This is a genomic window from Nonomuraea ceibae (assembly GCF_019396325.1).
In the GTDB taxonomy this organism is placed as follows: Bacteria; Actinomycetota; Actinomycetes; order Streptosporangiales; family Streptosporangiaceae; genus Nonomuraea; species Nonomuraea ceibae.
The window spans coordinates 75,789-88,156 of record NZ_JAHKRO010000016.1; the positions used below are offsets into that span (position 1 = coordinate 75,789).

Consider the following 12,368-nt stretch of genomic DNA (forward strand, 5'->3'; position numbering starts at 1 on the left):
GGCCTCACGCCCTGCCTGGCTCAGCACGCGGGGCGCGGGTGGCTCCGGCGGCGTGTGCGTGGCGGAAGCGGTCATCGCCCAGGGCGGCCCGGGCCGTGGCGGTGATGCGGTCGACGTCGAAGCGCTCCCCCGCGGCCAGCGGCGTGCCGACCGACCGCCTGAGGGCCGCGGCCTCGCCGAGCAGCTCGGCGGCCCGTACGGCGTCGCCCGCCAGGGCCTCGGCCCCGGCCAGCCCTTCGAGCGCCAGCGCGACCGCCCGCGGGTCGCCCGACGCCCGCGCCGCCGCGTGGCCCGCCCGCTGCCGGGCCGCCGCCGTCTCCGCGTCGCCGCGCTGCTCGGCGGCGAACCCCAGCTCCGCCAGCACGAACGCGATCCCCGGCGTCCCGCGCACCTCCTCCAGCCAGCCGAGCCAGGGCAGCAGCAGCGCCTCGGCCTCCGCGTGGCGTCCGCGCCGCCGGGCGCTCATGGCCAGCCCGAGCACGGCGTGCTCCTCGGCCGACTTGTACGACTGCTCCACGGCCAGCCTGCGGGCCCGCTCGTGGTAGTCGTCGGCCCGCGCGTAGTCGCCCTCCAGCAGCGCCACCCGGCCCACCGCCGACAGCCGGAACGCCACCTCGAACCCGAGCTCCTCGGCCAGCTCCAGCGCCTCCTCCCGCAGCCGGGCGGCCTCGGCGTAGTCGCCGCGCATCTCGGCCAGCCGGTCGAGCGCGTCCATGGCCTCGATGCGCCCCCACCCGTCGCCCAGCTCGCGGAAGATCGCCAGGCTGCGCTCGCCGTCGCGCCGCATCGCGTCCAGGTCGGAGCGCACGGCCGCGAGCTTGGCCCGTAGCTGGAGCGCCGCCGCGACGCCCCAGCGGTCGCCGAGCTCCTCGAACGCGCGCAGCGCCCGCTCCACGGCCTCCTCGTGCGCCCGCTGGTCGCCGTACGCCCAGCGCACCTGTGCCGGGAGCCAGTCGGCCAGCGCCCGCCCCGCCCGGTCGAGCCCGTCGCGGCGGATGGCGGGCGCCGACTCCCCGATGGCCAGCGTCATCCCGGCCAGCCACACGGACGCCACGGCCGCCTCCCGTTCCTGCTCCGGCCCGGCGCCGGGCGGCGTGGCGGCCAGCGCGGCGGCGATGGACCTGCGTGCCTCGCCGAGCCTGCCGCGCAGGAACCAGTACCAGGCCAGCGCGTTGACCAGCCGCAACGGCCGCGGCCCGGCGAGCGCGAGCCGGAAGTTGGCCGCCTCCCGGTCGAGCCGGTCCAGCCATTCGCGCTGGCGGCTCCCGCGCAGCTCGGCCCGTTCGGCGAGAGCCGTGTAGTAGCGCGCGTGCCGCTCGCGGATCGTCTCCTGCTCCCCGGCCTCCCGCAGCCGCTCGGCGCAGTAGGCGGCCACGGACTCCAGCAGCCCGTAGCGCGGCCCCGGCGTGACGAGCGACCGGTCGACCAGCCGGGCGAGCGCGTCGAGCACGTCCACGCCCGGCTCCGCGCACACCTCCTCGGCCGCCTCCAGCGTGCACCCGTCGGCGTGCGCGGCCAGCCGGCGCAGCACGATCCGCTCGTGCTCGGGCAGCAGCTCCCAGCTCCAGTCGAGGGTCGCCCGCAGGGTCCGCTGCCGGGCGGGCGCGTCGCGCATGCCGGCGGTCAGCACCCGGAACCGGTCGTCCAGCCGGTGGGCCACCTCCTCCACGCCGAGCGCCCGCACCCGCGTGGCGGCCAGCTCCAGGGCGAGCGGGATGCCGTCGAGCCGCCGGCAGATCGTGGCGACGGCGGGCCCGGCCTCGATCCCGGCCCGCGCCGTGAACAGCCGCACCGCCGCCGCCTCGGTGAGCGGCTGTACGACGCGGACGACCTCGCCGGTGACGCCGAGCGGCTCCTGGGCCGTGGCCAGCACGCGCAGCCCAGGCGCGGCCCGCAGCAGCGCGGACACCACCTCGGCGGCCTGCTCGACCAGGTGCTCGCAGTTGTCCGCCACCAGCAGGGCGTCCTTGCCCGCCAGCGCCCCGGCCAGCCGTTCCACCAGCCCGGCCGCGCCGTCGTCGCGCACGCCCAGCGTGGCGGCCAGCGCCTCGCCCACGTCGGCGGCCCCGGCCAGCTCCACCAGCCATGCCTCCCCGGCCGTCGGCGGCCGTACGCCCCGGGCGGTCTCCAGGGCGAGGCGCGTCTTCCCCACCCCGCCGGGCCCGGTCAGCGTCACCAGCCGGTGGGCGGCCAGCAGCCCGGCGACCTCGGCCACCTCCGCGTCCCGCCCGATCAGGTCCCCCACCGGAGCGGGCAGGTTCCCCCGCCCGGGCGGTCCGGCGGCGGGGCCCGGTTCGCGCGCGGCCGGCCCGCGTCCCGTGGGCGGGGCCGTGCGGGCCGTGCCGTCGGCTTCGGAGGGGAGGGCGGGGTCCTGGCGGAGGACGGCCTGGTAGAGGGCCGAGAGAGCGGGTGAGGGGTCCACGCCGAGCTCGTCGGCCAGGCGTTCGCGCAGCGCGGTGAACGCGGCCAGCGCCTCGCCCTGCCGCCCGCCCCGGTAGAGGCTGCGCATGTGGGCGGCGACGAGCCGTTCGCGCAACGGGTGCGCGGCGACGAGCCCGCCCAGGTCGACGCGTGCCCCGAGCGCGAGCCGTACCTCCGCCTGCTCCTCCAGCGCCGTGAGGCGCAGCTCCTCCAGGCGGGCGATCTCCGCCTGGGCGAACCCGTCGTCGGCGAAGTCGGCGTACGCGGCCCCCCGCCACAGGCTCAGCGCCTCGTCGAGCTGCGCGGCGCGCTCCTCGGCCCCGGCGGCCTGCCGCAGGCACAGCTCGCGGAAGCGGTCGGCGTCGACGTCGGCGGCGGCGAGCCGGTAGCCGGCGGGCCCGTGCACGACGAGCCGGGGGTCGCCGAGCGCGCGGCGGAGCTGGGAGACCCGGGCCTGGAGGGTGCCGGCGGGGTTGCGCGGCGGCCGTTCGCCCCACAGGTCGTCGACGAGCCGGTCCACCGGCACGGGCGCGCCGCCGTGGACGAGCAGGTCGGCGAGCAGCGCCCGGACCTTGGCCTCGGGCACGCGCACCGTACCGCCGTCGTCGTCCCACACGGCCAGCGGGCCGAGCACCCCGAATCGCACCACGTCAGTGCCAACCCGTAGCGGACCGGAAGGAATTCCGAAGCGCCTGCGGTCAGGGTGAACCCATGAGTGAAGTGACGATGATCGGCCTCGGGCCGATGGGCGCGACGATGGCCGAGACGTTCCTGGCCGCGGGCCATGACGTGACGGTGTGGAACCGTACGGCGAGCAAGGCGGACCCGCTGGTGGCCCGGGGGGCCAAGTGGGCGGACTCGCCGGTGACGGGCGAGCTGCTGGTGGTGAGCCAGATCAGCTATCAGGCGATGTACGACAGCTTCGGCGACGCCAGGCTGGACGGGAAGGTGGTGGTCAATCTCTCCTCGGACACGCCGCAGGCGTTGCGGGAGGCGGCCGAGTGGGTGGCCGGGCGGGGCGGCACGCTGGTGACGGGCGGGATCATGGTGCCGCCGCCCGGCATCGGCAAGCCCGGCGCGTACGCCTTCTACAGCGGCCCCAAGCCGATCCTCGACCGGCACGCGAGCACGCTGGAGGCGCTGTCTGAGGTCACGTACGTGGGCCACGACCAGGGCCTGGCGATGATGTACTACCAGGCGCAGCTGCTGGTCTTCTGGTCGTCGCTGACGAGCTACATGCACGCGATGGCGCTGCTGCGCACGGCCGGGGTGGCGCCGTCGGAGTTCGTGCCGTTCGCCCGGGAGACGTTCACCGGCCTGGGCTCCGACGGGCCGATGGGCTTCGCGAAGATCCTGGCCGAGGAGTTCGAGGCCGGCGTCTACCCGGGCGAGCTGAACAGCCTGCACATGCAGGCCGAGGGGCTCGGCCACGCCGTGGCGGCGCTGGAGGATGCAGGGCTGGAGACCACGGTGCCGCAGGCCCTGCGCCGGCTGTTCCAGCGCGCCGACGCCGAGGGGCGCGGCCATGAGGGCCTGGGCACCGTGATCAAGTCGATCATGAAGCCCTAACGGCCGGCCAGGAACGCGAGCAGGTCCTGCCGGGTGAGCAGCCCGGCGGGCTTGCCGTCCTCCAGCACCACGGCGGCGTCGGCCTTCTCCAGCACCTCGACCGCGCGGGACACGGGTTCGCCGCTGCCGATCATGGGCAGTGGCGACGACATGTGCTGCGAGATCAGGTCGTCGGAGGAGAGCTTGCCGTGGTAGAGGGCCTCCAGCAGGTCGCGCTCGACGATGGAGCCGACCACCTCGGCCGCCATGACGGGCGGCTCCTCCTTCATGACCGGGAGCTGCGACACCGAGTATTCGCGCATGATCGAGATGGCGGTGCCGACGGACTCGTGCGGGTGGGCGTGCACGAACTCCGGCAGCCCCGGCCCCTTGCGGGCGAGCACGTCGCCGACCCGGCCCTCCTCCGAGGCGGTGGTCAGGAAGCCGTAGTCGGCCATCCAGTCGTCGTTGAAGATCTTCGACAGGTAGCCGCGCCCGCCGTCGGGCAACAGCACCACGACGGTGTCGTCGGGCCCGGCCTTGGCCGCCACCTGGAGCGCCGCGACCACGGCCATCCCGCACGAGCCGCCGACGAGCAGCCCCTCCTCGCGGGCGAGCCTGCGGGTCATGTTGAAGGAGTCGCGGTCGGACACCGCGATGATCTCGTCGCAGATATCCGTGTCGTAGGTGGCCGGCCAGATGTCCTCGCCGACCCCCTCGACCAGGTACGGCCTGCCGGAGCCGCCCGAGTAGACGGAGCCCTCGGGGTCGGCGCCGATGATCCGGACGCGGCCGTCGGACACCTCCTTGAGGTAACGGCCGGTGCCGCTGATCGTGCCGCCGGTGCCGATGCCCGCGACGAAGTGCGTGATGCCGCCGTCGGTCTGCTCCCACAGCTCGGGGCCGGTGGAGTGGTAGTGGGACTCGGGGTTGTTGACGTTGGAGTACTGGTCGGGCTTCCAGGCGTTGGGGATCTCGCGGGCCAGCCGGTCGGAGACCGAGTAGTAGGACTCCGGGTGGTCGGGCGAGACCGCGGTCGGGCACACGACGACCTCCGCGCCGTAGGCCCGCAAGACGGAGATCTTGTCACCGGCGACCTTGTCCGGCACCACGAACAGGCACCGGTAGCCCTTCTGCTGGGCCACGATGGCCAGGCCGACGCCGGTGTTGCCCGAGGTCGGCTCGACGATCACGCCGCCGGGGCGCAGCTCGCCGGACGCCTCGGCGGCCTCGATCATGCGGACCGCGATCCGGTCCTTGACCGATCCGCCGGGGTTGAAATATTCGACCTTGGCGAGCACCTGGGCCGGCAACCCCGCCGAGACCTTGTGCAGCCGGACGAGCGGAGTGTTGCCCATCAGCTCGACCAGGGAATCATAAACGCGCACCGAGGTGTTCACCTTCTTTACCGAAGCTTGGTCAGCTGGTCCGGGGCCGAGATCCCGTACGGTTGGCAGGCCCTCGGCTAGTTTCATGCAAACGCTACCGCCGAGTTCGGTTGGGAGGACACACGTGGTCTGGCCAGCGGGCATGGCGCGTGCGGCGCGCAGGATCGCGACAGCCGCCGCGCTGGGGGGAGGAGGCCTGACGGCGCTCGGCGCGACCGCCTACGGCCTGCTGATCGCGGAGGGCATGCTGGCCCGCAAGACGATCGGGCGCCCGCACGGCATGGACGGCCCGTTCTCCGACGGCGACTACGGCGACTTCCCCGGCGAGCCGCTCAAGCTGGCCATGCTGGGCGACTCCACCTCTGTCGGCCTGGGCCTCACCGATCCGGGCAAGACCCCCGGGGTGCTGATCGCGTGCGGCCTCGCCGCCGTCGCCGAGCGTCCGGTACGGTTGCGCGTCGTCGGCAAGTCGGGCGCGGCCTCGGCCGAGCTGGCCGAGCAGGTGGACGCCGCGCTCGAACTCCGCCCCGACGTGGCCGTGATCTTCGTGGGCGCCAACGACGTCATCACCCAGACCTCGCCCGCCACCGCCGTGCGCCACCTGACCAAGGCCGTCAGGCGGCTGCGTGAGGCCGGGGCCGAGGTGGTCGTCGGCACCTGCCCCGACCTGGGCACGGTCCGGCCCATCGCGCAGCCGCTGCGCTGGGTGGCGCGGCGGTGGAGCCGCCAGATCGCCGCCGCCCAGACGGTCGGCGTGGTCGACGCGGGCGGCCGTACGGTGGCGTTCGCCGACCTCCTCGGCGAGGAATTCCACGCAAATCCGGGCGAAATGTTCGGACCGGATCGTTTCCATCCATCTGACCGAGGTTACGCCCAGGCCGCTTACGCGGTGCTACCTTCTGTATGCGCCGCGCTAGGACTGTGGCCCGAGCCTCGGCCCGCGCGCGGCGAAGGACTGCAACCGATCTACCTTGCGGCGGCCACGGCCGCGGAGGAGCCCGGCACCGAGGTTTCCGCGACCCGGGTCGACGGGCGGGCCAGCGGCACCCACGGCAAGTGGGCCAACCTGTTCCGCCGTCGCCTCGGGGAGGGGCTGAACGACGCCTGAACCCGGTCACCCTCCGAGCCGGGGCCGTCACTCGTCGTCCACCTTTGGAGTGAATTGCCCGTGCTCCGGCCTCTCGCGAAACCGGCTCTCGCCCTCGCCGGAACCCTGGCCCTGGCCGGCTGTTCCAACAGCGATGCAGCCACAGCCAGCTTCCCGACCTGGCACAACAACGAGATCAACGCCGTCAGCCGGATGGCCGCCGCCGGCGGGGTGGTCACCACCACCGCCATGAAGCCCGACGGCACGCTGGAGACCGTCACCCTCGACCAGGCCAGCGGCAGGAAACTCTGGGCCCACCCCGCCACCATGGCGGGCCGCCTGCCCGGCATGGGCGTCTCGCCCCCCGCCCTCGTCGACACCGGCAAGGGCGCCGTCATCGCCGCACTCGACCCCGCCAAGAAGGGCCGCTGGAACGCCACCCTCATCACCCGCGACGCCCGCACCGGCAAGCAGCTGTGGACCCGGCCCATCCACTCCACCTTCGGCCCCCAGCGCTGCGGCCCCTACCTCTGCCTGTCGGAGCACACCGCCCTGTCCAAGGCCCGCGTCGTCGTCCTCGACCCCGCCACCGGCAAGCTCATGTGGAAGCTGCCCGGCATCGCCGAGGTCGAATGGTCCGACGCGAGCCGGGTCCTCATGCTCCGGCTCGCCGCCAACCCCATGATCGAGTCGTACGACCTCAAGACCGGCAAGCTCCAGTGGCAGCAGCCGATCGAGCAGGCGCTCGGCCCCGGCATCGACATGTCCGGCGGCTGGGCGTTCGGCTCGACCGGCGACAACCTGATCGGCTACGTCGCCCCCTACACCAACCCCAAGACGAAGAAGGTCTCGGCGTTCGGGCTGTTCTCCATCAAGATCGGCGACGGCACGATCAACTGGATGCGGCCCTCCGTCGTGCGCGTCTACCCCTCGGGCAGCCCCGGCTTCGCCCCCGTCGTCCGGCCCGTCGACCAGCAGGGCGCCTACGGCGGCTTCGCCCGGCTCGACTCCGAGACCGGCCGCGTCGTCGGCCAGATCACCGCCTCCGACGTGCCCGGCTCCGGCTGGTGGCTGGCCTTCCCCAGCCGGATGGAGAAGCTCGGCTTCCTCAAGCACGGCCACAAGGGGTCCGCCTTCGACCTCGTCACCGGCAAGTCCGTCCCCGTCGACGACCAGCGCGGCTGGTCCTTCTGCGTCACCGACCCCAAGCCCCTCCCGCTGCGCGGCCAGGCCCCGGGCTTCTACTCCACGGCCGCGCTGTGCGAGTACGACCTGGCCACCGGCAAGCGCGTGCGCGGCGCGGCGACCCCGCCCGCCTGGTACACCGGCAGCCAGGACGGCTGGCGGCTCTGGCGCGACGAGAAGGGCCACGTCCACGCCACCAACGACCGCACCGCCACCGCCCCCGGCATGTACGGCTGACCTTCCCGCCCGACCCCTTGACGCCCCGCTCCCCGAAGAACCGGAGGGCGGGGCGTGATGATTCGCCCCCCGAAACCGGCGGGCGGGCGTGATGACTCGGAGGTATTGGAATATAGTTCTAGTCACTGTGCTGACAAAGGAGGGGCCATGCCCGAGGCAGTCATCGTCGCAACCGCCCGCTCGCCCATCGGACGGGCCGGCAAGGGGTCGCTCAAGGAGATCCGCCCCGACGACCTGACCGTCCAGATGATCAAGGCCGCGCTCGCCAAGGTGCCCCAGCTCGACCCGGGGACGATCGACGACATCATGCTCGGCTGCGGCCTGCCCGGCGGCGAGCAGGGCTTCAACATGGCCCGCGTCGTGGCGGTGCTGCTCGGCCTGGACGGCGTGCCGGGCACCACGGTCACCCGCTACTGCTCCTCGTCGCTCCAGACGACGCGGATGGCGTTCCACGCGATCAAGGCCGGCGAGGGCGACGTGTTCATCTCGGCCGGCGTGGAGACGGTGTCGCGGTTCGCCAAGGGCAACTCCGACGCCTGGCCCGACACGATGAACCCGCTGTTCGGCGAGGCGCGGGCCAGGACGAAGGCGTTCGCCGAGGGCGGCCGCACCTGGCACGACCCGCGCGAGGACGGGACGGTCCCCGACATCTACGTGGCGATGGGCCAGACGGCGGAGAACCTGGCCCAGCTCAAGGGGATCAGCCGCAAGGAGCAGGACGAGTTCGGCGTGCGGTCGCAGAACCTGGCCGAGAAGGCGCTGGCCGACGGCTTCTGGCAGAAGGACATCACGCCGGTGACGCTGCCCGACGGCACCGTGGTGAGCAAGGACGACGGCCCGCGTGCCGGCACCACGTACGAGAAGGTCGCGGCGCTGCAGCCGGTCTTCCGCCCCGACGGCACGGTCACGGCGGGCAACTGCTGCGCGCTCAACGACGGCGCGGCGGCGGTCGTGGTGATGAGCGACGTGAAGGCGGCCGAGCTGGGCATCACGCCGCTGGCCCGGATCGTGTCGACGGGCGTCACGGGCCTGTCGCCGGAGATCATGGGGCTCGGCCCGGTGGAGGCGAGCAAGCAGGCGCTGGCACGCGCCGGCATGGCGATCGAGGACGTCGACCTGGTCGAGATCAACGAGGCGTTCGCCGCCCAGGTGATCCCGTCCTACCAGGACCTGGGCATCGACCTGGACCGCCTCAACGTCAACGGCGGCGCGATCGCCGTCGGGCACCCGTTCGGCATGACGGGCGCCCGCATCACCTCCACGCTGATCAACAGCCTCCAGCACCACGACAAGAGCATCGGCCTGGAGACGATGTGCGTCGGCGGCGGCCAGGGCATGGCGATGATCCTGGAGCGCCTGAGCTGACCCGTCCGGCGGGCGTCCTCGCGGCGCCCGCCGGATCTCCGGTACGGGACGGTCAGCGGTGGACGTCGGGGCCGGCCCGGTCCAGGGTGATGCGCATGACGACGCGGCGCTCGCGCCTCATCGCCTCGCGGTAATCGTCCCAGTCGGGATGCTCGCCCGAGATCCCCCGGTAGTAGGCGACCAGGTCGTCCATGGCCTCCGGCAGCGAGACGATCTCGGCGGCGCCTTCGACCTGCACCCATTCGCCGAAGAAGCCGTCGGTGAAGGCGCAGACGGCGACCCTGGGGTCGCGGCGGGCGTTGCGCGTCTTGGCGGCGGCCTCCCTCGTGCTCACGACGACGCGCCCGGCGTCGTCGACCCCCACGACCACCGGCGACATCTGCGGGCGGCCGTCGGCGTGCGTGGTCAGGAGGATGGCCCGGTGGTTGCGGGTCAGGAAGTCACGTGCTCTGTCGAGGTCCATGCGGCCATGATCGCGCGCCGGCTTCCGTGGGTGCCAGCACGCGGGGCCGTGTCATGGGTCCGCGCCCGTGCGGGGCACGGGCGCGGGTCGACGACGAGGGCTTAGATGAAGCCCATGCGGTTACGGCGGTGCCGCTCGTGTTCGTGCACGATCGCGGCGGCGTAGCCGTGGGTCAGCCCGTGCTCGTCGGCGAGCCAGTTGGCCCGCTCGTCACATCTCAGGAACGACGGGCCGTTGTCGATGGCTTGGAACCACTCGGGGAGTTCGCGTCCCGTGATGGCAGGGACTCTGGCGATGAGCTTGGTCTGCGTCTCCGGTGAGTGGTTCAAGGACATGGGCACCTCCACGGATTAAGGCCTTTTGTTGACACTGCAACACAGGCAGAGATATGGCAAGGCCCCAAGCCCGGAGGATCTTGTCACGGCGGGTAGATTTCCGGTCGCGCAGCGAAAGGGCCCCGCCGGTCACCGGCGGGGCCCTTTCCGTGACGGTCCGGGGGTCAGTCGCTACTGGTGAAGTAGGACAGGAACCGGAGCACCTCCAGGTAGATCCAGACCAGGCTCAGCGTGAGCCCGAAGGCGCACTGCCAGGCGAACTTCTCCGGGGCGCCCTGCTTGACGCCCTGCTCGATGGCGTCGAAGTCGAGGAGCAGGAAGAAGCAGCCGAGCAGGATCATCGCGGCGCTGAACACGTAGCCGAGCGGGCCGGCCTCGCGCAGCCCGAGCCCGCCCTCGACGAAGAAGCCGGCCAGGAGGTTGACCAGCACCAGGCCGAGCGCGGCGATCGCGGCGGCGATCACGAACTTGACCATCTTGGGGGTGACGCGGACGATGCGCAGCGTGTAGACGGCCAGCATGCCGGCGAACGCCATCGCGGTGCCCAGGACCGCCTGCACCACGATGCCGCTGATCGCGCCCTCGAAGACCCGGCTGAGCGCGCCGAGGAAGACGCCTTCGAAGACGGCGTAGCCGAGGATCAGCGCCGGGTTGGTGCTCTGCTTGAACGAGGCGATGAGGCCGAGCACCAGCGCGACGATGGCCGCGCCGATGGCCACGCCCATGGACACGTTGAGATACCACGCCGCGCCGGCCGCCACGACGAGCGCGCCCAGCGTCATGAAGCCGCGGACCACGACGTCGTCGATCGTCATCGTGCGGAAGGCCGGGGGCGCCGGCGGGGTGTACGACGGAGCGTCGTACATGTGCTGCAGCTGGTCAGGGGTCGGCGCCTGGCCTCCCCAGCCGGTCTGCTGCCGCGATCTGCTGAATACGGGGTTCTTGCTCTCCATCGCTGCCTCCTGTGCGCCGAGCCTATGGGACCGGACGGCACCTAGGTCAACTCGCGCTCGGATCTATGTAGTTTCGAGACTTCAGCCGGGAGGTCAACGAACGCCGCGCCGCGGAAGTTCCCAGGCCGCCGCAGCCGAAAAAGAAGCATTTCCCATGGTAGAAGCCGGTGCCCCCGGCGGGATTCGAACCCGCACGTCAACCCTTTTAAGGGGTTTGCCTCTGCCATTGGGCTACGGGGGCGCCGCAATCATACGAAACGGACCATGCTTCCGAGGAGCACAACTTCGCATCAGGCGTCACAAGTGTGAAGTCTGCGGTGAAGTGATAGGGCTCCAGACACTCTGTCCAGGAAGAGTACGCCGTCCAGATGGTCCAGTTGGTGCTGAATACACCGAGCTTCGAATGCATCCGCTTCGATGGTGACGGGCTTCCCGGTTCCTGGCAAACGCCCATGTACGGTGATACGCGACGCTCGCCGTACATCTCCTAAAAGGCCCGCTATGGAGGCGCAGCCCTCGCGGCCGCGGTCCCAGTGGGACGCCCCCGTGAGGCGAGGGTTGACGATGACGAGCTCCCCGGCCGACGAACGGCTCCGAGGGTGGCGACCGGCGTCGAAGGCGATCAGCCGCCAGCTCAGCCCGATCTGGGGAGCCGCCAGGCCGGTCCTGGCGGGCTCGTGACGCAGCGTGGCGAGAAGGTCGGCCGCGGCGGCGACGACCTCGGGAGCGGTGGGGTCGACCTGTTCGGCGGGCGACGACAGCAGCGGGTGCGGGGCGCCGAGGAGCGTACGGGCGGTCCCCGGCCGTACTTTCACAGCAGGTCCGGTTCGACGGGACGGAAGGTGATCTCCGAGTCGAGGCCCGCGCCGACGTTGGCCAGCCTGCGCATGAGCGCGGCCACGTCCACCTTCTCCGGCAGCTCGACGTCGGCGATGAGCACGTACAGGCGGCCGGACAGGCGGGTGCTCATGCCGGTGATGTTGCCGCCGTCGGCGGCCAGCACGGCGCTGATCGCCGAGATGATCCCCGGCCGGTCGGGGCCGTGCACGGTGAGCACGTAGCCGATGCCGTTGGTGTGGGCGCGGAAGTAGCGCCTGGCCTCGACGGCGGAGGCGGTCACCACCGCGTCGGGCACGCACAGCCTCTCCAGCAGGTCGTCGGAGCTGAGGTCGCCGGAGACGAGCAGCATCATCGCGACGTGGCCGCCGAGCAGCGTCATCGTCGAGTCGTGGATGTTCGCCCCGCAGTCGGCGAGAGCGCCGGTGACCTCGGCGATCACGCCTGGCCTGTCGACGCCGAGCACGGTCACCGCTGATAGCCCCACCGGCGGCACCCCTTTCTAGTTCCGTCAGCGGGTGCCGAAACGCCCCGGCGGGACCGCCGGGG

General features: G+C 72.4%; 11 protein-coding genes and 1 tRNA gene. 4 read left to right on the forward strand and 8 right to left on the reverse strand.

Going from position 1 to position 12,368, the window contains the following annotated elements; translation table 11 throughout:
• Positions 1-4: 4 nt before the first annotated feature.
• On the reverse strand, positions 5-3,070 hold the full coding sequence (locus KME80_RS13930) for an AfsR/SARP family transcriptional regulator (RefSeq protein WP_308125751.1): 3,066 nt from the start codon (positions 3,068-3,070) through the stop codon (positions 5-7).
• A 62-nt stretch (positions 3,071-3,132) separates the two neighbouring features.
• On the opposite strand from KME80_RS13930, the gene KME80_RS13935 reads away from it, so the two are divergent.
• Positions 3,133-3,990 carry an NAD(P)-dependent oxidoreductase gene (locus KME80_RS13935; RefSeq protein WP_219505044.1) on the forward strand — a complete coding sequence of 286 codons (858 nt, stop codon included), beginning with the start codon at positions 3,133-3,135 and terminating at the stop codon, positions 3,988-3,990.
• Here KME80_RS13935 and KME80_RS13940 read toward each other — a convergent pair.
• Positions 3,987-5,357, reverse strand: coding sequence for a cystathionine beta-synthase (locus KME80_RS13940; RefSeq protein ID WP_219505045.1), 1,371 nt, complete (start codon positions 5,355-5,357; stop codon positions 3,987-3,989). The two genes, KME80_RS13935 and KME80_RS13940, sit on opposite strands and share 4 nt — an antisense overlap.
• A gap of 124 nt (positions 5,358-5,481) precedes the next feature.
• On the opposite strand from KME80_RS13940, the gene KME80_RS13945 reads away from it, so the two are divergent.
• From KME80_RS13945 to KME80_RS13955, 3 genes are all read left to right on the forward strand, one after another.
• Positions 5,482-6,465 (forward strand): SGNH/GDSL hydrolase family protein, encoded by a 984-nt coding sequence (locus KME80_RS13945; RefSeq protein ID WP_308125752.1) that lies wholly within the window; start codon positions 5,482-5,484, stop codon positions 6,463-6,465.
• Between the two features lie 60 nt (positions 6,466-6,525).
• Positions 6,526-7,866, forward strand: coding sequence for an outer membrane protein assembly factor BamB family protein (locus KME80_RS13950; RefSeq protein ID WP_308125753.1), 1,341 nt, complete (start codon positions 6,526-6,528; stop codon positions 7,864-7,866).
• A 147-nt stretch (positions 7,867-8,013) separates the two neighbouring features.
• Positions 8,014-9,231, forward strand: coding sequence for an acetyl-CoA C-acetyltransferase (locus KME80_RS13955; RefSeq protein ID WP_219505047.1), 1,218 nt, complete (start codon positions 8,014-8,016; stop codon positions 9,229-9,231).
• A gap of 52 nt (positions 9,232-9,283) precedes the next feature.
• Here KME80_RS13955 and KME80_RS13960 read toward each other — a convergent pair whose 3' ends face one another.
• The 6 genes from KME80_RS13960 to KME80_RS13985 all read right to left on the reverse strand — a co-directional run bounded on the left by KME80_RS13960 (position 9,284) and on the right by KME80_RS13985 (position 12,306).
• Entirely contained in the window at positions 9,284-9,694 is a 411-nt protein-coding gene (locus tag KME80_RS13960) for a PPOX class F420-dependent oxidoreductase (protein ID WP_219505048.1), read from the reverse strand.
• Positions 9,695-9,795: 101 nt separating this feature from the next.
• A complete protein-coding gene (locus tag KME80_RS13965; protein ID WP_101788372.1) occupies positions 9,796-10,029 on the reverse strand; it encodes a DUF4287 domain-containing protein in 234 nt (77 codons plus the stop codon).
• A gap of 164 nt (positions 10,030-10,193) precedes the next feature.
• Positions 10,194-10,982 carry a Bax inhibitor-1/YccA family protein gene (locus tag KME80_RS13970; RefSeq protein ID WP_219505050.1) on the reverse strand — a complete coding sequence of 263 codons (789 nt, stop codon included), beginning with the start codon at positions 10,980-10,982 and terminating at the stop codon, positions 10,194-10,196.
• Between the two features lie 168 nt (positions 10,983-11,150).
• A tRNA-Leu gene (locus KME80_RS13975) sits at positions 11,151-11,223 on the reverse strand.
• A gap of 49 nt (positions 11,224-11,272) precedes the next feature.
• Entirely contained in the window at positions 11,273-11,797 is a 525-nt protein-coding gene (locus tag KME80_RS13980) for a peptide deformylase (protein WP_219505052.1), read from the reverse strand.
• The gene (locus KME80_RS13985; RefSeq protein ID WP_219505053.1) at positions 11,794-12,306 is read right to left on the reverse strand and encodes a glycine cleavage system transcriptional repressor; all 513 of its coding nucleotides are present in this window, start codon (positions 12,304-12,306) and stop codon (positions 11,794-11,796) included. Before KME80_RS13985 ends, KME80_RS13980 begins: the two co-directional genes overlap by 4 nt.
• Positions 12,307-12,368 lie beyond the last annotated feature (62 nt).

What these genes read in the sequence shown, in the direction of transcription:
- KME80_RS13960 (WP_219505048.1), bottom strand. Translation starts at nt 9,694, where the DNA reads ATGGACCTCGACAGAGCACGTGACTTCCTGACCCGCAACCACCGGGCC.
- KME80_RS13935 (WP_219505044.1), top strand. Translation starts at nt 3,133, where the DNA reads ATGAGTGAAGTGACGATGATCGGCCTCGGGCCGATGGGCGCGACGATG.
- KME80_RS13970 (WP_219505050.1), bottom strand. Translation starts at nt 10,982, where the DNA reads ATGGAGAGCAAGAACCCCGTATTCAGCAGATCGCGGCAGCAGACCGGC.
- KME80_RS13965 (WP_101788372.1), bottom strand. Translation starts at nt 10,029, where the DNA reads ATGTCCTTGAACCACTCACCGGAGACGCAGACCAAGCTCATCGCCAGA.
- KME80_RS13955 (WP_219505047.1), top strand. Translation starts at nt 8,014, where the DNA reads ATGCCCGAGGCAGTCATCGTCGCAACCGCCCGCTCGCCCATCGGACGG.